21 protein-coding genes are annotated in these 18,651 nt (G+C 62.6%); 11 read left to right on the plus strand and 10 right to left on the minus strand.

Annotated elements, in window-relative coordinates; translation table 11 throughout:
• The first annotated feature begins 88 nt into the window (after positions 1 to 88).
• Complete coding sequence (locus QYQ99_RS17205; protein WP_003051886.1) at positions 89 to 721, plus strand: response regulator; 633 nt, start codon at positions 89 to 91, stop codon at positions 719 to 721.
• Positions 722 to 779: 58 nt separating this feature from the next.
• Here the strand turns inward: QYQ99_RS17205 and QYQ99_RS17210 are convergent, their stop codons facing one another.
• From QYQ99_RS17210 to gpmA, 4 genes are all read right to left on the minus strand, one after another.
• The gene (locus QYQ99_RS17210) at positions 780 to 1,160 is read right to left on the minus strand and encodes a response regulator (RefSeq protein WP_302089267.1); all 381 of its coding nucleotides are present in this window, start codon (positions 1,158 to 1,160) and stop codon (positions 780 to 782) included.
• A 106-nt stretch (positions 1,161 to 1,266) separates the two neighbouring features.
• Positions 1,267 to 2,034 carry a HesA/MoeB/ThiF family protein gene (locus QYQ99_RS17215; protein ID WP_302089268.1) on the minus strand — a complete coding sequence of 256 codons (768 nt, stop codon included), beginning with the start codon at positions 2,032 to 2,034 and terminating at the stop codon, positions 1,267 to 1,269.
• A gap of 75 nt (positions 2,035 to 2,109) precedes the next feature.
• Positions 2,110 to 3,621, minus strand: coding sequence for a S41 family peptidase (locus QYQ99_RS17220; protein WP_302089269.1), 1,512 nt, complete (start codon positions 3,619 to 3,621; stop codon positions 2,110 to 2,112).
• A gap of 132 nt (positions 3,622 to 3,753) precedes the next feature.
• Entirely contained in the window at positions 3,754 to 4,497 is a 744-nt protein-coding gene (gene gpmA, locus QYQ99_RS17225; protein WP_003066733.1) for a 2,3-diphosphoglycerate-dependent phosphoglycerate mutase, read from the minus strand.
• A gap of 285 nt (positions 4,498 to 4,782) precedes the next feature.
• Here gpmA and QYQ99_RS17230 point away from each other — a divergent pair, with 285 nt between their 5' ends.
• The 4 genes from QYQ99_RS17230 (at position 4,783) to QYQ99_RS17245 (ending at position 7,309) form a co-directional block, all read left to right on the plus strand.
• Positions 4,783 to 5,190, plus strand: coding sequence for a rhodanese-like domain-containing protein (locus QYQ99_RS17230; RefSeq protein ID WP_087080738.1), 408 nt, complete (start codon positions 4,783 to 4,785; stop codon positions 5,188 to 5,190).
• Positions 5,191 to 5,263: 73 nt separating this feature from the next.
• On the plus strand, positions 5,264 to 5,521 hold the full coding sequence (gene grxC / locus QYQ99_RS17235) for a glutaredoxin 3 (protein WP_302089270.1): 258 nt from the start codon (positions 5,264 to 5,266) through the stop codon (positions 5,519 to 5,521).
• Positions 5,522 to 5,719: 198 nt separating this feature from the next.
• On the plus strand, positions 5,720 to 6,181 hold the full coding sequence (gene secB, locus QYQ99_RS17240) for a protein-export chaperone SecB (protein ID WP_003066740.1): 462 nt from the start codon (positions 5,720 to 5,722) through the stop codon (positions 6,179 to 6,181).
• A 117-nt stretch (positions 6,182 to 6,298) separates the two neighbouring features.
• On the plus strand, positions 6,299 to 7,309 hold the full coding sequence (locus QYQ99_RS17245; protein WP_302089271.1) for an NAD(P)H-dependent glycerol-3-phosphate dehydrogenase: 1,011 nt from the start codon (positions 6,299 to 6,301) through the stop codon (positions 7,307 to 7,309).
• Positions 7,310 to 7,476: 167 nt separating this feature from the next.
• Here the strand turns inward: QYQ99_RS17245 and QYQ99_RS17250 are convergent, their stop codons facing one another.
• Together QYQ99_RS17250 and lysA are read right to left on the minus strand one after the other, a co-directional pair.
• Positions 7,477 to 8,367: a DMT family transporter gene (locus QYQ99_RS17250; protein ID WP_302089272.1), complete on the minus strand. Its 891-nt coding sequence runs from the start codon at positions 8,365 to 8,367 to the stop codon at positions 7,477 to 7,479.
• Between the two features lie 293 nt (positions 8,368 to 8,660).
• Entirely contained in the window at positions 8,661 to 9,908 is a 1,248-nt protein-coding gene (gene lysA / locus QYQ99_RS17255; protein ID WP_302089273.1) for a diaminopimelate decarboxylase, read from the minus strand.
• A 105-nt stretch (positions 9,909 to 10,013) separates the two neighbouring features.
• Between lysA and QYQ99_RS17260 the strand changes: the two genes are divergently transcribed.
• Both QYQ99_RS17260 and QYQ99_RS17265 read left to right on the plus strand, forming a co-directional pair.
• Positions 10,014 to 10,940 carry a LysR family transcriptional regulator gene (locus QYQ99_RS17260; protein ID WP_302089274.1) on the plus strand — a complete coding sequence of 309 codons (927 nt, stop codon included), beginning with the start codon at positions 10,014 to 10,016 and terminating at the stop codon, positions 10,938 to 10,940.
• A gap of 87 nt (positions 10,941 to 11,027) precedes the next feature.
• Positions 11,028 to 11,399 carry a polyhydroxyalkanoate granule-associated phasin gene (locus QYQ99_RS17265; RefSeq protein WP_302089275.1) on the plus strand — a complete coding sequence of 124 codons (372 nt, stop codon included), beginning with the start codon at positions 11,028 to 11,030 and terminating at the stop codon, positions 11,397 to 11,399.
• A gap of 20 nt (positions 11,400 to 11,419) precedes the next feature.
• Here the strand turns inward: QYQ99_RS17265 and QYQ99_RS17270 are convergent, their stop codons facing one another.
• Positions 11,420 to 12,901 carry a SulP family inorganic anion transporter gene (locus QYQ99_RS17270; protein ID WP_302089276.1) on the minus strand — a complete coding sequence of 494 codons (1,482 nt, stop codon included), beginning with the start codon at positions 12,899 to 12,901 and terminating at the stop codon, positions 11,420 to 11,422.
• 91 nt (positions 12,902 to 12,992) lie between these two features.
• Entirely contained in the window at positions 12,993 to 13,442 is a 450-nt protein-coding gene (locus QYQ99_RS17275; protein ID WP_003072667.1) for a MaoC family dehydratase, read from the minus strand.
• A 99-nt stretch (positions 13,443 to 13,541) separates the two neighbouring features.
• Between QYQ99_RS17275 and QYQ99_RS17280 the strand changes: the two genes are divergently transcribed.
• Complete coding sequence (locus tag QYQ99_RS17280) at positions 13,542 to 13,943, plus strand: hypothetical protein (RefSeq protein ID WP_302089277.1); 402 nt, start codon at positions 13,542 to 13,544, stop codon at positions 13,941 to 13,943.
• A gap of 163 nt (positions 13,944 to 14,106) precedes the next feature.
• Here the strand turns inward: QYQ99_RS17280 and panC are convergent, their stop codons facing one another.
• Together panC and panB are read right to left on the minus strand one after the other, a co-directional pair.
• On the minus strand, positions 14,107 to 14,946 hold the full coding sequence (gene panC / locus QYQ99_RS17285) for a pantoate--beta-alanine ligase (protein WP_302089278.1): 840 nt from the start codon (positions 14,944 to 14,946) through the stop codon (positions 14,107 to 14,109).
• A 128-nt stretch (positions 14,947 to 15,074) separates the two neighbouring features.
• Positions 15,075 to 15,944, minus strand: coding sequence for a 3-methyl-2-oxobutanoate hydroxymethyltransferase (panB, locus tag QYQ99_RS17290; protein WP_302089279.1), 870 nt, complete (start codon positions 15,942 to 15,944; stop codon positions 15,075 to 15,077).
• A gap of 201 nt (positions 15,945 to 16,145) precedes the next feature.
• Here panB and QYQ99_RS17295 point away from each other — a divergent pair, with 201 nt between their 5' ends.
• The 3 genes from QYQ99_RS17295 to pabB all read left to right on the plus strand — a co-directional run bounded on the left by QYQ99_RS17295 (position 16,146) and on the right by pabB (position 18,651).
• A complete protein-coding gene (locus QYQ99_RS17295; protein ID WP_302089280.1) occupies positions 16,146 to 16,880 on the plus strand; it encodes a Crp/Fnr family transcriptional regulator in 735 nt (244 codons plus the stop codon).
• A 130-nt stretch (positions 16,881 to 17,010) separates the two neighbouring features.
• Positions 17,011 to 17,310, plus strand: a complete 300-nt coding sequence (locus tag QYQ99_RS17300) for a DUF4148 domain-containing protein (RefSeq protein ID WP_302089281.1) — start codon at positions 17,011 to 17,013, stop codon at positions 17,308 to 17,310.
• A 162-nt stretch (positions 17,311 to 17,472) separates the two neighbouring features.
• Positions 17,473 to 18,651: an aminodeoxychorismate synthase component I gene (gene pabB, locus QYQ99_RS17305; protein ID WP_302089282.1), complete on the plus strand. Its 1,179-nt coding sequence runs from the start codon at positions 17,473 to 17,475 to the stop codon at positions 18,649 to 18,651.

Raw genomic sequence — 18,651 nt, forward strand, 5'->3', positions numbered from 1 at the left:
CGGTAGCGTCAACGACTGACATCATAGTGCGGGTCTTAAAATGTGATGCGCCCTGGAGATGAGCGCAGTTTCATGAAAAGAGGTGTTCATGATAAAAGTAGGCATAGTGGATGACCATGCGATTGTTCGCTCGGGATTACGCCAATTCCTGTCGGAACATGTAGATCTGAGGGTCGTGGGGGAAGCGGGCAACGGACGAGAGGCCATTGACCTGGTTCGGGAACATGAAATTGACGTGCTGCTGATGGACTTGTCCATGCCGGGGCAAAGCGGCATAGATGCCTTGGCCATGCTCAGAGCCAAAGCACCTGATATGGGCATCCTGATACTAAGTGGATACCCTGAGGAACATTACGCCATCAACTTGATTCGTCAGGGGGCCAGCGGATACCTCAACAAGGAGTGCGATCCTCAGGACATTGCAGAGGCCATCCGGACTGTGGCGCTGGGAAGGCGTTACCTGACGCCGGCAGTGGCAGATCTTTTGGCCCAGCAACTCAACCGCAAGGATGATGTTCCGGCACACGAGCAGCTGTCGGAGCGTGAATTTCAGGTATTTTTGAAGCTCGCACGCGGCGAGACGGCTGGCGACATCGCCAAATCGCTTTCGCTGAGTGTGAAAACAGTGAGCACTTACCGGACAAGACTCATGGAGAAAATGGGCCTTTCCTCCAATAGCGACCTGACATACTATGCGCTGAAAAATCGATTGATCGATTAATGGAAGCTCAAATAAAAATGGCTTGAAATATTCAAGCCATTTTTATTTTGCGTTATGTTCAAGATTTACTGGTATTTAAATCAATACAGAAATCGATAAGCGCATCTATTTCGTTGGATTTGTCAAATACGGCATCTGCGCTGAGTTCAAGGCAGCGCTGTCGTATATCGGCCGTTGCGTAATTGCTCAACACGAGCAGCTTTTTCTGCGGTGCTCGATGTTGAAGGCTTGTGACGATACCGAGACCGCTGCCCTCGCGCAAGAACAGGTCCACGATGACCAGATCCCAGGCGTCAGGGTTTTGGCTGAGCCAGCGTACAGCATCGGCTTCGGTTTCTGCCACCCCGACCGCTTCCACATCGGCAAGCTCCGCCATCGTCGCAATCAGGTTGTCGCGAATCGTGGGGTTGTCTTCAACAAAAAAAGTACGCAGTTTCACGACGGTAGCAAGCTGATGAGGTGGACGCCAAGGATCAAGCGGTAAGAGTCATTTCAATTCTCAATGTGGAAAATCAATTACGGCCCATGAAAAAATCATTGTATTGTCATTTTTTGTAATTTGTGTTTGGCACTCCGCAGATATCACAGGTTTTAACCCTAGCAATTTTCATCCTACTCCACTCCATGGAACGTGCATCAAGCATTTGAAGTTGTCCGACAGAAGATCGGCCAAAACCGACAATCAGCTTCAGTGCTTCTGCTGCTTGCTGGGTGCCTATCAGCCCAACCAGCGGAGCAAAGACGCCCATGGTTGAGCACTGAACCTCTTCGAATTCAGCCTCTGGCGGAAAGACGCATGCATAGCATGGGCTGTCGGGGTTGCGTGGATCAATGACCATCAGCTGGCCATCGACACGGATGGCCGCTCCTTCAACCAGGGGGACGCCGTGTCGCACGCAAGCGGCATTGATGGCCTGGCGGCTCTTGTAGTTGTCGGTGCAGTCGAGCACGATGCTTGCCTCGGGCAGCAGCTCGTCGAGCAGGCTCTCGGTTGCACGCTGCTGGATGCAGCGAATCTCGACCCCGGGATTGATGGCATGTACGGCAGTGCGGATCGATTCCACCTTGGGCATGCCTATGCGTTCGGTCGTGTGGGCAATCTGGCGCTGCAGATTGGTCATGTCCACGACGTCGTTGTCGACGATGGTGATGCGCCCCACACCTGCCGAGCCCAGGTAGAGTGCGGCAGGCGAGCCCAGGCCGCCGGCTCCGATGATCACTGCATGCGCCGCCAGAATGCGCTCCTGGCCTTCGATGCCGATTTCGTCGAGCATGATGTGACGGGAATAGCGTAGCAATTGATCGTCATTCATCGGTTTGCTTCCATGGTTCCAAGAAAAAAGCCGGGCAAGCCCGGCTGATTTTGAGCGGGTTCCATAACCCGGTGCTTATTTTTTGCTCTTGTCGGATTCGCCTTTTTCGGGCGCTTTCTTGTCGGCGGGCTTTTTGTCTGCAGCCGTCGCGTCTCCGGGCTTCTCTTCGATTTTGCGCTCCGTCAGGGTTTTGCTGACCTTGACGGGCTGGCCCTTGAGCTTGTTCAGTGCCTGTTGCAGCTGAAAGTCCTTTTCAGACCCGAATTCCGGCAGGCGACGTTCGGCAGCTGGCTTCTTGGCTTCCTCTTCCAGGCGTTTGCGTGCTTCCTCGCGGGCCTTTTCAAGTGAGTCGTTCTTGACCTCCGCACCTTGCCCGCTGGACAAGTGCTTTTCAAGGTCCGCTTCACGCATGCTCAGTGCAGCAAACAAATCGCCGTCTGCAGTCTCATCCACCATCACATCGGGCACGATGCCCTTGGCCTGAATGGATTTTCCGCTAGGCGTGTAGTAGCGCGCCGTCGTCAGCTTGAGAGCCGTATCGGGCCCCAGAGGGCGCACGGTTTGCACCGACCCTTTGCCAAAGGACTGGCTGCCCATGACGGTAGCGCGTTTGTGATCTTGCAGAGCTCCGGCCACGATTTCGCTGGCCGAGGCCGAGCCTTCGTTGACCAGCACCACCAGAGGCAGCTTTTTCAGTGCCGCAGGCAGGCGTTGCAAGGGGTCGCCAAAACCGCGCTGGGCGTAAAACTCGGGCGATGCCTTGTAGACGGCCTTGCTTTCGGCCAACTGGCCGTTGGTGGAAACCACGGGCACATCGGGGGGCAGGAAGGCCGCAGAGATGGCTACGGCCGCATCCAGCAAACCGCCGGGGTCGTTGCGCAGGTCCAGCACCAGTCCCTTGAGATTGGGCTCCTGCTTGTAGATTTCCTCGACCTTGCGCACAAAGTCATCGACGGTGCGTTCCTGGAACTGGCTCAGGCGGATCCAGGCGTAGCCGGGCTCGATGACCTTGCCCTTGACCGACTGGGTCTTGATTTCTTCACGGGTGATGGAGACAGGGAAGCTGCGGCTTTCATCCTTGCGCAGGATGTTCAGGCGCACCTTGGTATTGGGCTCGCCACGCATGCGCTTGACAGCGTCATTGAGCGTCAGGCCCTTGACGGCCGTGTCGTCGATCTTGGTGATCAGGTCGCCGGTCTTGAGACCCGCGCGGAAAGCGGGCGAGCCTTCGATGGGGGAGACGATCTTGATCAGCCCGTCTTCCATGGTGATCTCGATGCCGACACCAACGAACTTGCCGGAAGTGCCTTCCTTGAATTCTTTGTAGGTTTTCTTGTCGAAGTACTGGGAGTGAGGGTCCAGGCTGGAGACCATGCCGGAGATGGCATCGGTGATCAGCTTCTTGTCGCTGACCTGCTCCACGTAATCGGTCTTGATCAGGCCGAAGACGGCCGACAACTGCTGGATTTCTTCCAGTGGCAGAGGCGTCACACCCCCGCGAGCCAGCGTCTGCAGGGATACGGTGGTCAACGCACCAGCGACCACGCCCACAGAGATCCAGCCTGCAATTTTGATTTTTTGACCCATAGCACCCCTTAAACCATTCGCAATATACACCTTGGACGGCGGAAGGCCCATGAGGTTCCACAGGCCTTTTGCCGTGTCATTCCTGTTCAGACTGCGCAAGCGGCCTGAACAGGGACGGTGAAGAGGTCTCTCTCAGGCCTTGCCCTGAGCCGCAACTGCCGCTGCTGCCTTGGCTGCGGCTTCGGCGTCGCCCAGGTAGTAGTGGCGGATGGGCTTGAGATCGGCGTCCAGTTCATAGACCAGAGGAATGCCGTTGGGCACGTTCACGCCCACGATCTGGTCGTCGGCGATGTTGTCCAGATACTTGATCAGGGCGCGGATGGAGTTGCCGTGAGCAGCAACCACCACGCGCTTGCCGGCCTTGATGGCGGGGGCGATGGACTCGTCCCAGAACGGCACGACGCGGGCCACCGTGTCCTTGAGGCACTCGGTCAGCGGGATCTGCTCGGGCTGCAGCTTGGCGTAGCGTACATCGCTGCGTTCGCTGCGGGGGTCGGTGGCTTCCAGGGCGGGAGGCGGCACGTCGTAGCTGCGGCGCCACACCAGCACTTGCTCATCGCCGTACTGCTTGGCCATATCGGCCTTGTTCAGACCCTGCAGACCGCCGTAGTGGCGTTCGTTGAGACGCCAGCTATGCACGACGGGCAGCCAGGTGCGGTCCATTTCGTCTTGCACATGCCACAGGGTTCGGATGGCGCGCTTGAGCACGCTGGTATAGGCCACATCGAAGTCATAGCCTTCTGCCTTGAGCAGTTGGCCGGCCTTCTTGGCCTGTTCGACGCCGGTGGCAGTCAGATCCACATCGGTCCAGCCGGTGAAGCGGTTTTCTAGGTTCCAGGTGGATTCACCGTGGCGGATCAGAACGAGCTTGTACATGGATTCTCTCAAAGTAGCAAAGCAGTAATGACACAAAGTCAAAACCGTGCATTTTAGGGGCTGGGCTTTGTCCGGGCATCAGGCAAGGAAAGCCGGACCGATCTGGCGTCGGTCGACCCGCTATTCCTGTAGCGAGCTTCGGGGATTGTGCGCAGCGCCCACTTGCGGCCCAGGGCACGTCAATCGGGGTTATGGGCTTGCAGGCTGCAGGTCTGTGGCTCTTTGCTGCGGCCCGCAGGCTGGCCTGCCTCTAAAATCGTCCGGTTTGCCATCCCAAGGAATGACGTGAAATTCATCATTGATAACTGGTATTTGATCCTGATTGCTGTGGCTTCGGGTGTGATGCTGCTGCTGCCCGCGCTGCGCGGCGCGACCGGCGGTTCGCTCTCGGCAGCGGCTGCCGTGCACCTGATCAACCGCGAAAAAGCCGTGGTGCTGGACGTCTGCGAGCCTGAAGAGTTTGCCGCCGGCCATGTCAACGGAGCCAGGAACCTGCCCCTGAGCCAGTTGGAAGAGAAGCTGCCCACCACCGTCAAGAACAAGCAGCTGCCCGTGGTGCTGGTGTGCGCATCGGGCGCTCGCGCCGCGCGTGCCGAAGCCGTGGCCAAGAAGCTGGGTTACGAAAAGGCCCAGGCGCTGGCTGGCGGCATGAAGGCCTGGCGCGATGCCGGCCTGCCGGTTGAAAAAGCCTGATCCGGCCCCAACTGAGAACCCTGACGCATGCAGCGCTGCATGCGGCATTGCAAAAACACCGAGGAAGTTGCTCATGCAAGCCGTGAAGATGTACACCACCGCCGTCTGCCCTTATTGCATCCGTGCCAAGCAGATTCTCCAATCCAAGGGCGTGGAGCAGATCGAAGAGGTGCGCATCGATTTCGATACCGCTGCCCGCGATCACATGATGAAGACCACGGGCCGCCGCACCGTACCCCAGATCTTCATTGGCGATACCCATGTGGGCGGTTGCGACGATCTGATGGCCCTGGATGCCAAGGGCGGTCTGCTGCCCCTGCTGCAAAGCTGATTACTTGCCGTGCCACTGCCGCCAATCGGCATGAATTTGCGCTTTGTGCTGCTCGCTACGATGCAGCCTTTGGCTGTCACTGCATAATGCAAAGTGCTATTTCATGGAAATGCCTGCTGTGAGGATAGCTGTGTGCTAATTCTCTACGCAGGCATTTTCATTTCCTTCTCAAGATTTTTCTGAAAGACCTAGCTCATCATGGCCGAACAAGACAACAGCCCCGTGTTCCAGATCCAGCGCGTGTATCTGAAGGACCTGTCCCTGGAGCAGCCCAACTCTCCCGCGATCCTGCTTGAGCAGGAGCAGCCCAGCGTGGACATCCAGTTGGGCGTGGAAGCCACCCCCGTGGCTGAAGGCGTCTACGAAGTGGCCGTGACCGCCACGGTTCAGACCAAGATTCAGGACAAGACCGTGTTCCTGGTCGAAGCCAAGCAGGCCGGCATCTTCGAAATCCGCAATGTGCCCGAAGACCAGATGGGCGGCGTGATCGGCATTGCCTGCCCCCAGATCATCTACCCCTATCTGCGCGGCAACGTGGCAGACGTGGTGACCCGCGCCGGCTTCCCTCCCGTGCACCTGGCCGAAATCAACTTCCAGGCCATGTACGAGCAGCAGCAAGCGGCTGCCGCAGCACAGGCCGAAGGCCAGCTGCCCCAGTAAGCTGACGGCGATTGCCGATTCCTGCGATGTGCAAGAATCGGCAGCCAGGCAAAAAAGAGGCCCTAGAGGCCTCTTTTTTCTTGTGGGTTGTGCGCAAACTGCTATCAAAATTCAGGTATGAAAATTCTTGTCATCGGCGCTGGCGCCTGGGGTACGGCCATGGCCATCAGCGCGGCCACTCATCCGCAGCAGGACCGCGTCAGCCTCTGGGCGCGGGACCCGGCGCAGGCGCAGCTCATGCAGGCCGAGCGCGCCAACAGCCGCTATCTGCCCGGTATCCGCTTTCCGGATGCGCTCACGGTGGTCAGCGGCGATGTGATGGAGCATGTGGCGGATGCCGATCTGATTGTGCTGGGCACGCCCATGGCGGCGCTGCGCCAGTGGCTGGGCCAGCTCAAGGATTGCCGCCGGCCCGTGGTCTGGCTGTGCAAGGGCTTCGAGGCCGTGGCCGCCGATGCCCCTGCCGGCAGCTATGGGTTGATGGCGCATGAAGTCTGCCAGCAGGTGGCTCCGCAGCTGCAAAGCGGTGCGCTCAGCGGCCCCAGCTTTGCAGCCGAGGTGGCGCGCCAGCAGCCTACGGCTTTGGTGGCAGCCAGCGCCCACGAGGGCGTGAGCGAGCTGCTGGTGTCGGCCTTTCACGGCGAGGCCATGCGCGTATATGCCAATCACGACATCGTGGGCGTGGAGGTGGGCGGAGCCGTCAAGAATGTGCTGGCCATTGCCACGGGTCTTTGCGACGGCCTGCAACTGGGCCTGAACGCGCGCGCAGCCCTGGTCACACGTGGCCTGGCCGAGATGACGCGTCTGGGAGTGGCGCTGGGCGCGCGCGCCGAGACCTTCATGGGCCTGTCCGGCCTGGGCGATCTGGTGCTGACTGCGACCGGCGATCTCTCGCGCAACCGCAAGGTGGGTCTGCTGCTGGCCGAAGGCAAGAGCCTGGAGCAGGCCGTGACATCGCTGGGCCATGTGGCCGAGGGCGTGTACAGCGCCCGCACCGTGCTCGCACGGGCACGCCAGGTCGGCGTGGAAATGCCCATCACCGAAACCGTGGTTGCACTGCTGGACGGCCAGTTGCCGGTCACCGAAGCCGTGCAGCACCTGATGGTGCGTGATCCGCGCGGTGAATAAGGCAATAAGCCATTGAGCCAATGAGCCAATAAAACGATAGCTGCAAGCGCTTGATATTCATAGATTTCAGATATCTTTCTATCTGAAAGTCAATGGGTGGAAGCGGTAGCAGCTATTGTTTTAAGAGGGCTTGCGGCCTGCCGCTGGATTCAGGCGTGCCCGGGGCGCTACTTTGCTTCTCTGATGCTGAGCCAGGCGCTCGCCGCCCCGCACAGCGCAATGACGAGCATGCCCAGCACGGCCCATTGGTCGGGGATATGGCCGTAGACCAGCCAGCCGGCCAGCAGCGCGCAGGGAATCTGGCTGTAGAGAAACGGCGTGATGGTGGCGGGCTCGGCTTTTTCATAGGCCTTGAGCAGCATCAGATGTCCGGCGGCGCTGCCTGCGCCCATGGCAATGGCGGCCAGCCAGAGCGCGGCGCTGTCGGGCCACTGCCAGGACCAGGGCAGGGCCATGCAGGTCAGGCTCAGGGCCAGCAGGCTGGTGTAGATCTGCGTGGTCAGCGGGCGCTCCTTGCCCGCCATGCGGCTGCTGAGAATCTGATAGGCGGTGTTGGCCAGCAGTTGCAGCGCAGGCCAGACCAGGGCCCAGCCGCTGAACTGGCCGCCGCCGGGCCGCAGGATGACCAGCGTGCCCGCAAAGCCAAGCGCCACCAGCACCCAGCGCAAGGGGCTGACCTGCTGACCGAGCCAGAGCGCGGCCAGCAAGGTCAGGGCCAGCGGCGTCAGCGCCACGATGGCCGTGAACTCGGCCAGCGGCAGATAGCGCAGGCTGAGCATGGCCAGCGCATTGCTCAGGCAAAACAGAATGGCGCGCAGACACTGAAAGCCCGGGCGCCGGGTGCGAAAAATCTCCAGCCCGTGTCTTGCCACTGCGAAACCCACGGTCAGCGCCGACTGCAGCGCATAGCGCAGCCACAGGGCCATCAGCAGCGGCAGCAGGGCGCCCGCATATTTGGAGCCCGTATCGAGTATCGAAAAACAGGCGCAGGCCAGCACCGTGAAGCCGATGCCCGTCAGCGTATGGCGATGGACTGAAGGGGCGCAGTGCTGTGACATGGAAGAACTTACCGGGCACTGGGCGGTGCCTAGAGAAAAGATTTCAGGTGATTTTGGCCTGAAGCGCCTGATGACTAAGCGCTAGCTGCTATTGAATTCATGGCGTGAACTCAATCATGGGGCGTGACGCAAGAGAGAGAGACAGCAAGCAAGGGCCTAGCCGGCCGCGCCGCCCCGCAGCCAGGGCTGCCCCAGCGATGCTGTCGTCCCCTTCCCTTGGCGCGCAGCGTAGAGAGAGGGGCGCCCGGCCAGGGGAAGGCGCGGGGCCGCCCAGTCAAGCGGCTCAGGGGGAGTTACAAACCAATCTCCAGCGCCAGCAGTTCTTCCACCGTCTGGCGACGGCGAATCAGCTGGGTCTGCGCGCCATCGACCAGCACTTCGGCAGCCAGCGGGCGGGTGTTGTAGTTGCTGGACATGGAGCTGCCGTAGGCGCCTGTGTCATGAATCACCAGCAGGTCGCCCACGCCGGCACCGGCCAGCGAGCGGGGCAGCACCACGCCGCCGTCGCCCTGGGTGAAGACATCGCCCGATTCGCACAGCGGGCCGGCCACCACGCTGTCCTGCGCGGGCAGGCTCTGGCCGTCGCGGCGCAGCACTTCCATGCCGTGGTAGCTGCCGTACATGCTGGGGCGCATCAGTTCGTTGAAGCCGGTGTCGACCAGCACGAAGTGGTTGCTGCCCGCGTTCTTGGTGGCGCGCACGGTGCCCAGCAGCACGCCGGATTCGGCCACCAGGAAGCGGCCGGGTTCGAGCTCCAGTCCCAGGCTGTGGCCCACCAGGCTTTCGGCCTGCTTGCGCGCCGCATCCCACAGGCCGTGGTAGTGGTTGGTGTCGATGGTGGCATCGCCAGCACGATAGGGGATGGACAGGCCGCCGCCGGCGGAAATCGCATGCAGGTCCACGCCCGCCGCCTTGGCGCGCTCGACCAGCTTGACCATGGCGCCGCAGACTTCCTGCAGATGGCCGTAGTCCACGCCCGAGCCGATGTGCATATGCAGGCCGGCCAGCACCAGACCGCCAGCCTTGATGGCATCCAGCGCGTCTTCCAGTTCGCTGTGCCAGATGCCGTGCTTGCTGTGCTCGCCGCCGGTGTTGGTCTTGTTGCTGTGACCGTGGCCGAAGCCGGGGTTGATGCGCAGCCAGACATGGTGGCCCTTGGAGACGGCAGCCAGCTGGTGCAGCATGTCGATGGAGCCCGCATTCACGGGAACCTTGTGCTCCACCACGGTGGCCAGCGTCGCCTCGTCCATCACATCGGCCGTGAAGACGATGTCGGCAGGCTCGCCAAAGCCGGGCTTGAAGCCCGCTGCCAGCGCACGCAGGACTTCGCCGCGCGAGACCGCATCCACCTTCACGCCCTGCTCGCGCATGAGCTTGAGGATGTGGATGTTGGAGCAGGCCTTCTGGGCAAAGCGCACGGTGTCGAAAGCCTTGAGCTGGGCAATGCGCTCGCGGATGGTGGCGGCGTCATACACCCACAGCGGCGTGCCGTACTGGTCGGCCAGGTTCCAGAGCTGTGCGGGAGAGAAGGGGTTTGCCATGGCGGTCTCTTGAAAGGGAATAGTTCTGCGCATCATGCATGCGGCTATCTATTCAGTCCAATAGCTTGATTTATGAAGATTATTCAATATTGATATGCTCTGCGCATGACCGATTCAGAAGCTTCGCAGCGCATCACCCATCGCCATATCGAGGTGTTCCGTGCCGTCATGACGGCCGGCAGCGTCACCGGCGCGGCGCAGTTGCTCTATACCTCCCAGCCCACGGTGAGTCGCGAGCTGGCGCGCATGGAGCAACTGCTTGGCTATGCGCTGTTCGAGCGTGTGCAGGGCCGGCTGCGTGCCAATGCGCGGGCCTTGCTGCTCTGGGACGAGGTGCGGCGCAGCTGGCAGGGCCTGGAGCGCGTGATCGACCGCGCCGTGGAGCTGGGGCGTCCGCAGGGGGCGAGCCTCAGCGTGCTGTGCCTGCCGGCACTCAGCCACGCCTTGCTGCCGGGCGCGCTGGCACGTCTGCATGCCCGTCACGGCGCCGTGGCCGTGAGCGTGAGCACCCAGGAGGCGCCGCTGCTGCAGGAGTGGATGGCGGCCCAGCGCTTCGATCTGGGCCTGTCCGAGCTGGCCGATGCACCGCCGGGCACGCGCAGCCTGCCCTTGCCTGCCATGGACGAAGTGGCCGTGCTGCCAGCCAGCCACCCACTGGCGCAGAAGGCGCTGCTGAGCGAGCGGGACTTTGAAGGCGAATCCTTCATCAGCCTGGCGAGGGACGATCCCTACCGGGCCCAGATCGATGCGGTGTTTGCCCGCGCCGGCGTGCAGCGCAAGCTGAGCCTGGAGACCGCCAGCGCAGTGGCCGTCTGCGCCATGGTGCAGCATGGCCTGGGTCTGGCCGTCGTCAACCCGCTGACGGCGCGGGCCTGCGCCGGCCCGCAACTGGTGGTGCGGCCGCTGGCGTTCTCGATAGCGTTTCAGGTGCATATGCTGCTGCCGCTGCACCGGCCCGCCGATGCGGCCCTGCCCTGGCTGACGGCGGCACTGGAGCAGGAGGCGCTCGGTCTGCTTGGGCACAGGCGCTGATTTCGGCGGCAGGGCTTTCGCAGGTGAGCTTGCGCAAACTTCTATGTTGCAGTGCACAATAAAGCGCCTGAATGCAAGGAGTTACCCATGCCTGAATCCGCCATCCCTCACCGCACCGCCAGCGAGCTGCTGGACATCAGCATGGCCGTGCCTCAGGTTATCAACCACCGGCTCACGCGTATGGCGCTCAGCGGTCCGGTGCTCTCTGCGCGCGATCAGAAGGAGTTCACGCGCATGGTGGTGGAAAAGCAGGTCGCCTTCAGCCAGGCCTGGCTGACCATGGGGGCTGAAATGTTCAAGGTGCAGCAGCAGCTGTGTCTGGCCTGGATGCGCAACCCCTGGACCATGGGCCAGAATCTGCCCGTGGCGGCTGACAAGGTGGCGGCCAGAAGCCTGGCGCCGATTCGCCGCAAGGCCGTGGCCAATGCCAAGCGCCTGTCGCAGACCAGTCTGAAATAAGCGCTCCTCAGCCGCCGAACCTAGACCCTGATGCGCTCTATCAGCCGCTGACTGGCCTCATCCAGCCCCGTGAGCTCCACGCGGCAGCCATGCTGGCGCAGACGCTCCATGACCTTGTCCAGCGCGCCCACGGCGGTGATGTCCCAGAAATGCGCGCCACTGACATCAATGCGAGCCTGTCTGCCGGCTGCGGCGCGCACGTCGAAGGCCTCGATCAGCGCATCGGCCGAGGCAAAAAACACCTGGCCGCTCACCGTCCAGGTATAGATATCGCCAGCCTCGTCCAGGCTGCCCCGGACCTGCAGCATATTGGCCACCTTGAAGGTGAAGAACACGCCCGAGAGCAGCACGCCGGCCACCACGCCGGCGGCCAGATTGTGGGTGGCGATGGTGATGACCACCGTCACCAGCATCACCGAGCTGGACAGACGCGGGTGGCGCACCAGATTGCCCAGCGACTTCCAGTCGAAGGTCGAGACCGACACCATGACCATGATGGCCACCAGAGCAATCACCGGCACCCGGGACACCCAGGGCTTCAAAGCGACCATCAGAATCAGCAGAAACACCCCGGCAAACAGGGTGGACAGACGACCGCGGCCGCCGTATTTCACATTGCCCACGGCCTGGCCGATCATGCCGCAGCCCGCAATGCCGCCGAACAGGCTGGCCGAGACATTGGCCAGGCCCAGGCCCGTGCATTCGCGGCTCTTGTTGCTGGGCGTGCCCGTGAGGTCGTCCACCACGGCTGCCGTAAGCACCGACTCCAGCAGGCCCACCATGGCAATGGCCAGGGCGGGCAGGGCGATGATGCGCAGCGTCTCCAGGCTGGCGGGGATTTCGGGCAGGGCGAACAGCGGCAGGCTGTCCGGCAGGTGACCGAGGTCGGCCACGGTCTTGAGCGGCAGACCCATGAAGTTGGCCAGCAGCGTCAGCACCAGCACGCAGATCAGTGGTGAGGGAATGGCGCCCAGCGCCTTGAGCTGCAGTCTCTGTCCCAGCCAGGGCAGCCCGTAGATCAGGGCCAGGCCCAGGGCCAGCATGGCCCAGGTGGCGGTGTTGGCGCCATGCAGATGCGGCAGCTGGGCTGAAAAGATCAGAATGGCCAGCGCGTTGACAAAACCCGTGCGCACCGAGCTGGATACAAAGCGCACCAGAGAGCCCATCTTGCACAGGCCGAAGGCGATCTGCATGGCGCCGGCCAGCAGGCCTGCGGCCAGCAGATATTGCAGACCATGCGAGGCGACCAAAGGCGCGGCCACCAGGGCCACCGAGCCGGCCGCTGCCGAGACCATGGCCGGGCGCGCGCCGAACACGGCAATCACGATGCTGATGATGAAGGAGGCGTACAGCCCCACGGCCGGGTCCACGCCCGCGACAAAGGAAAAGGCAATGACCTCGGGAATCAGCGCAAACGTGGCGACGGCACCGGCCAGCAGCTCGCGCGGTACGCTGGGCGCCCATTCGGCGCGCCATCGGCTCAGGGAAAAATTGGGGTTCATATCGCAGCAGCAAGTGAGGCGCTGCCTGTGCAGGGCAGACAGCGCCGGTGGGCGATATTAAGCAGTGCCCGGGACTTTTGCTGCGTGAGGGTCAGCCAGGGCGCTTGAAGCACACCATCTTGGGCCTGAAGCGCTGCAGCACCTCGCCGCGCTGGTTTTTGGTGTGGGAGAGCACGCGCACGAGGGCCCGGTTGGGTTTGGACTGGGAGGGAATGATCTCCACGATTTCGGACTCCACCTGCAGCACGTCGCCGGGGCGCGTGGGCTGGGGCCAGGCCAGCTCCTCCATGCCGCCGCCGATCACGCCGTCGGCCAGGGGAATGCTTTGCGTCACCAGCAGCATGCTGATGGAGGCCGTATGCCAGCCGCTGGCGGCCAGACCCTGGAAGAAGGTGTGCTTGGCGGCTTCGGGGTCGAGGTGAAAGACCTGGGGATCGAACTGCCTGGCATAGGCAATGATTTGCGCCTCATCCAGCGGGTAGCCCTCGCTGACGAACTTCTGGCCTACGTACAGGTCATCCAGATACAGTTTTTCGCTCATTGGGCGCCTCTTTCATGCCGGTGTATGGGGTGGCGACAGTATGCGCGGCGGCGGCTCCGGCCGCTGTAGCCAAGGTGCCATAGCGCTATGCTTGGGCCCATGAATTTCGAGTTTGAAGATTCCGAGATTGCGGCAGTCAGCCTGCACAACGGCGCGTTGCAGATCCGCTTTTCTGCCGCCCGTGTGCATGACGGTGACCGCGCCGGGGCGGGCGAGGGGCTGTGGCAGCCGTTGCTATTGATATGCGAGCGCGTTGCGTCGACTGAGAAAGCGCCGGGGACGGATTTGACTCCAATTCTGGCCGCTGTGGGCCGTGTCCGGCAAGCGCAGCTGCATATCGCCGGGCAGCGCCTGCGCCGCCTGCCCCTGCCTTTTGCCAGCGATGCCGGTTTTGTGCTGGAGCTGGAAATGGGCGACGGCCTGTTTTGCCGGCTCAAGGGGCAGGGGCTTGCGCTACAGGCTCTGCCCAGTCGATCATCGGTGGACTCCTACCAGTGCTGAGAGCGCTACCAGCCTCTGCATTGCTCTTGAGGCTGGACACCGGCGCGGCCTGAATCAGAGGCGCTGGGCAAAGGCCAGATTCTGGGCCGGCCGCGCCGCAGCAGGTGTGCCGCCCGCTGCCCGCATGCCCCCGCTACAAAGCGCCCAAGAGGGCTTCGCAATCCTAGAACTCCAGGTTGTCTATGAGCCGGGTGCTGCCCAGGCGTGCCGCGCCCAGGGCCACCAGATCGCCGCTGCGCGCATCGGCAGGCGTCTGCAGATCGCTGCGCTGGCGCACGCTCAGATAGTCGGGCTCCCAGCCCTTGGCGCGCAGCGCGGCCATGGCCTGCGCTTCGAGGTCGGCCAGATTGCCGCCCTGGCGCGCGGCATCGGCCAGGGCCTTGAGCGCCTGCGACAGCGCCATGGCCTGCACACGCTGCTCATCGCTGAGATAGCCGTTGCGCGAGCTCAGTGCCAGGCCGCTGTCGGCGCGCGCCGTGGCGCAGCCGATGATCTCTATGGGCAGGGCGAACTGCTGCACCATGCGGCGGATCACCATCAGCTGCTGATAGTCCTTCTGCCCGAAAACGGCCGTGCCGCCGCCCGTGGTGGCAAACACGGCCTGGAACAGCTTCATGACCACGGTGCAGACGCCGGTGAAGAAGCCGGGGCGGAAGTGCCCCTCCAGAATATCTGCCAGTTGCGCATCGGGCTGGACCTTGAAGGTCTGCGGCTCGGGGTAGAGGTCTTTCTCTCTGGGGGCGAAGACGATGTCGCAGCCTTCGGCTTGCAGCTTGGCGCAGTCGGCATCGAAGGTGCGCGGGTAGCTGTCGAAGTCTTCGTGAGGCAGAAACTGCAGGCGGTTCACGAAGATGCTGGCTACGGTCACGTCGCCATGCTGGCGGGCCTGGCGCACCAGGCAGAGATGGCCCTCGTGCAGATTGCCCATGGTGGGCACGAAAGCAGGACGGCCGCGACCAGCCAGAGCGGCGCGCAGGTCGGCGATGGTGTGAACGATTTGCATGGCTCAAACAGTGGGGGGAAACAAATAGGACTTACGCACACAAGAGTGCAACAACGGCCTGCCTTCTGAGGCAGTCGCCCGGCCCGAGCCCGTTTTGCGTAAGTCGTGACAAAAACAAGGGCCCGGACTCACCAGGCGTGCAGCGCATTGTCGGGGAAGCTGCCATTTTTGACGGCTTGCACATAGGCTTCCATGGCACCCTTGACGCTGCCTGCATCGGCCATGAAGTTGTGCACGAACTTGGCCATCTTGCCCAGGTTCACGCCCAGCATGTCGTGCAGCACCAGAACCTGGCCGGCCGTGCCATTGCCCGCGCCAATGCCGATGGTGTGGCACAGCGGCAGCTGCTCTGTCAGCTGGGCGGACAGGGCGGCGGGCACCATCTCCAGCACCAGCATGGCGGCCCCGGCGTCCTGCAACTCCAGCGCATGCTGGCGCAGCGTGGCTGCGGCCTGCTCGTCCTTGCCCTGGACGCGGTAGCCGCCCAGGGCATGCACGGTCTGCGGCGTCAGTCCCAGATGGGCGCAGACGGGCACGCCGCGATCGACGAGAAAGCGCACGGTGGGAGCGGTCCAGCCACCGCCTTCGAGCTTGACCATATGGGCGCCGGCCTGCATCAGCTCGCAGGCACTGCGCATGGCCTGCTCGGGACTTTCGGCATAGCTGCCGTAGGGCATGTCGGCAATCACCCAGGCCGTGGCCTGGGCGCGGTGCAGGCCGCGTGTGACGCTGGCCGTGTGATAGGCCATATCCTGAAGTGTCACGCCCACGGTGCTGTGCAGGCCCTGGCAGACCATGCCCAGCGAGTCGCCGACCAGAATGCACTCCACACCGGCGGCATCGGCCACGGCTGCAAAAGTGGCGTCATAGGCCGTGAGCATGGTGATTTTTTCACCGGCCGCGCGCATCTGGGCCAGGCGTGGCAGGCTGACGGGGCGGCGCTGGGGCTGGGGCGAAGAGGGGGGAATGGTGCCGTAAGGCGTACCGGTGGCGGTCATGAGCTGTCTCCTGATATGTCTATGGCCTGGCCCCGCAGAAAAGCCTGCAGGCAAATTTGCCCGCGAGTCTATGCGATGCTGCGCTGCAGCGCCACGTGAAAAAAGGGTATGGCTGCTGTCGGCCACCTTACTATGCTGTGTGGCCACGTACTGCACGGCCCTGCGTTCTGCGGCCTTTCATTTTTTTGTACAAGGTTGTTCATGTCCATGGTCGAGCTCCAGCTGCCGTCGGTTTCTTCACCTGTTTCAGCCGTTGCCTGGCAGGGGCTGCGCAACGTGAGCTGGCTGGAGTCGCTGTCCGACGAGAGGCTGTCCGTGCTGGCGGGCCAATGTCTGTGGCATCGGCTGGAAGCGGGGCAGGTGCTGCACGGAGCCTATACCGATGAGCGCATGTACATGCTGATCAACGGCCAGCTCAGTGTCGGCAGCTACAGCGCTGGCGGGCGGGCCATGATTCTGGGCTATCTGGAGCCCGGCTACTTTTTCGGTGCGTTCTCGCCCAAGCCTCCGGTCAGACATGTGACCGTACAGGTTCAGGCCACGCATGAAAGCCTGGTGGCATCGCTCTCCAGTGCACAGCTCGAAGCATTGATCATGAGCGATGTGCTGGTCATGCGGGCCGTGGTCCAGCGGCTCAGCGAGCTGGCCGGGATATTGGCCCGGCGCGTGGTCAGTCTGGGAACCCTCACGGTGCGCGGCCGTCTGCATGCCCAGTTGCTGGAGCGCGCGGAGATGGCGGGAGTCGAGAACGACGAGGCGCTGCTTTCCCCGGCCCCGCGCCAGAACGACCTGGCCCTGATGCTGGGCACCAGCCGCGAAGAGGTCGCGCGAGAGATGTCGCGGCTCACGCGTCTGGGCCTGCTCAGGCGCGAGGGGCGCAATCTGCGTCTTTGCCGCGTCGATGGTCTGCGGCTGCTGCTTGAAGAAGCGCATTGATTTTTTGTAATGTGAAATGATTTTTTGCGTGAGAAAACGCACAGACGGCCCGTGAGGCCGGGCGCATAGTTCAGTCGTGCAGCACGTGGCAGGTCTTCTTTCCGCTGCTGCGCCGTTGAAAGGATTGAAAATGCGCTCCCTCACCCGTTTGTTGACCGCAGCTGTGCTGACCGCTAGCGCCGCGGTTGCCATGGCTCAAGACCTCCCCCAAAATTCCGTAACCTCCAGCAAAAGTCGTGCCGAAGTGATGGCCGACCTTGAGATGTACCAGCGTGCAGGTCTTGGCTATATGCCCACGCCTGCGGCTTATGTCGAAACAGAATTCAGCACCGAGTACCGCAAGGCTTATGCCGAATATCAGCGTCTGCTGGCCAGCTCCGCCTACACGGCTGCCGTAGCCAAGTACCAGTCGCGACTGGGCGGCAAGTAACGGAGTTCTCTCTTAGCTACCCGACAGAGGTAGCCCATTGGTGGATGCGCGCTGAGGGATTCCTTCAGCGCGTTTTTTTATGCCGGCAATGTCAGTCTGATGGATATGGCAAGTTTGATAGCATTCGGCGCATATCGATAGTGCGCTTGCAGGTGATCTGACTTGAAAACCGTTCTTGATTTCACCGCTCCCTGGCAGGCGGGTGCTGCCCGTCTGCGGCATGGCTTTGGCGAGCCCGAGCGCATATTGCAAGCCGATGCTCCCGAGGATGTGCCGGCCGTGCTGGAGGCCGTGCAGCAGGCGGCCGAACAGGGCCTGTGGTGCGTGGGCTGGCTGGCCTACGAGGCGGCCGCAGCTTTTGACCGTGCCTATGCCCAGGCCGTGCATGCGGCGGCAGCAGGCCAGCCGCTGGCCTGGTTCGGCCTGCACCGGGCGCCGCTGGCTGCCTGCGGGCAGAACCCGCCCGTGGCTTCTGCGGCAATACATTGGCAGACGGCTCTGAGCCGCGAACAGTTCGATGCCCATGTGGCGCGCATTCATGCGGCCATTGCGGCGGGCGACTGCTATCAGATCAATTACACGGCCCCTCTGTCTGCCGAGCTTGCGCTGACGCAAGACCCTGATTCTTCGGCACTGGCCCAGGCGCTGTTCGCAAGGCTGCAGCAGGCCCAGCCCGGAGGCTATGCGGCCTTGGTCGATTGCGGCGACATGCAGGTGCTGTCGCTGTCGCCGGAGCTGTTTTTCGACTGGGACGGCGAGCGGATTCTGACCCGCCCCATGAAGGGCACCGCGGCGCGCGGCAAGACCCCTGAAGCCGATGCACAGGCTGCGCAAGCCATGCGCGAATCGGCCAAGGAGCGGGCCGAGAACGTGATGATCGTGGATTTGCTGCGCAACGATCTGTCACGCATAGCCGTGCCGCACAGCGTGCAAGTGCCGCAGCTGTTTCAGGTCCAGGCGCTGCCGGCCGTCTGGCAGATGACCTCGGATGTGGTGGCACGCACGCGCTCGGAGGTACGACTGGTGGATGTGTTCGGGGCGCTGTTTCCTTGCGGCTCGATTACCGGGGCGCCCAAGCGCCAGGCCATGCGCCTGATTCGTGAGCTGGAGCCCGAGCCGCGTGGCGTCTACTGCGGTGCGCTGGGCGTGGTGCGACCCGGGGCGGAGCCGGGCAGTATTCACGCAACATTCAATGTCCCCATCCGCACCGTGGTGCTCAGGAACGGGCGCCTGAGCTGCGGCATAGGCAGCGGCATCACGGCCAGCGCCAATGCGGCCGACGAATGGATGGAATGGCAACACAAGCAGGCTTTTCTGAAGGTGCTTGAGCAAGGCGTTTGA

The sequence above is a fragment of the Comamonas testosteroni genome, from assembly GCF_030505195.1.
Taxonomy (GTDB): Bacteria; Pseudomonadota; Gammaproteobacteria; order Burkholderiales; family Burkholderiaceae_C; genus Comamonas; species Comamonas testosteroni_G.

Excerpts from the sequence above, each read along its gene's own strand:
- panC (WP_302089278.1), bottom strand. The coding sequence starts at position 14,946 with ATGCAAATCGTTCACACCATCGCCGACCTGCGCGCCGCTCTGGCTGGT.
- QYQ99_RS17205 (WP_003051886.1), top strand. The coding sequence starts at position 89 with ATGATAAAAGTAGGCATAGTGGATGACCATGCGATTGTTCGCTCGGGA.
- gpmA (WP_003066733.1), bottom strand. The coding sequence starts at position 4,497 with ATGTACAAGCTCGTTCTGATCCGCCACGGTGAATCCACCTGGAACCTA.
- QYQ99_RS17280 (WP_302089277.1), top strand. The coding sequence starts at position 13,542 with ATGAATTTCGAGTTTGAAGATTCCGAGATTGCGGCAGTCAGCCTGCAC.
- QYQ99_RS17270 (WP_302089276.1), bottom strand. The coding sequence starts at position 12,901 with ATGAACCCCAATTTTTCCCTGAGCCGATGGCGCGCCGAATGGGCGCCC.
- QYQ99_RS17260 (WP_302089274.1), top strand. The coding sequence starts at position 10,014 with ATGACCGATTCAGAAGCTTCGCAGCGCATCACCCATCGCCATATCGAG.
- QYQ99_RS17295 (WP_302089280.1), top strand. The coding sequence starts at position 16,146 with ATGTCCATGGTCGAGCTCCAGCTGCCGTCGGTTTCTTCACCTGTTTCA.
- QYQ99_RS17245 (WP_302089271.1), top strand. The coding sequence starts at position 6,299 with ATGAAAATTCTTGTCATCGGCGCTGGCGCCTGGGGTACGGCCATGGCC.
- QYQ99_RS17215 (WP_302089268.1), bottom strand. The coding sequence starts at position 2,034 with ATGAATGACGATCAATTGCTACGCTATTCCCGTCACATCATGCTCGAC.
- QYQ99_RS17265 (WP_302089275.1), top strand. The coding sequence starts at position 11,028 with ATGCCTGAATCCGCCATCCCTCACCGCACCGCCAGCGAGCTGCTGGAC.
- QYQ99_RS17300 (WP_302089281.1), top strand. The coding sequence starts at position 17,011 with ATGCGCTCCCTCACCCGTTTGTTGACCGCAGCTGTGCTGACCGCTAGC.
- QYQ99_RS17250 (WP_302089272.1), bottom strand. The coding sequence starts at position 8,367 with ATGTCACAGCACTGCGCCCCTTCAGTCCATCGCCATACGCTGACGGGC.
- lysA (WP_302089273.1), bottom strand. The coding sequence starts at position 9,908 with ATGGCAAACCCCTTCTCTCCCGCACAGCTCTGGAACCTGGCCGACCAG.
- QYQ99_RS17275 (WP_003072667.1), bottom strand. The coding sequence starts at position 13,442 with ATGAGCGAAAAACTGTATCTGGATGACCTGTACGTAGGCCAGAAGTTC.
- panB (WP_302089279.1), bottom strand. The coding sequence starts at position 15,944 with ATGACCGCCACCGGTACGCCTTACGGCACCATTCCCCCCTCTTCGCCC.
- QYQ99_RS17220 (WP_302089269.1), bottom strand. The coding sequence starts at position 3,621 with ATGGGTCAAAAAATCAAAATTGCAGGCTGGATCTCTGTGGGCGTGGTC.
- secB (WP_003066740.1), top strand. The coding sequence starts at position 5,720 with ATGGCCGAACAAGACAACAGCCCCGTGTTCCAGATCCAGCGCGTGTAT.
- grxC (WP_302089270.1), top strand. The coding sequence starts at position 5,264 with ATGCAAGCCGTGAAGATGTACACCACCGCCGTCTGCCCTTATTGCATC.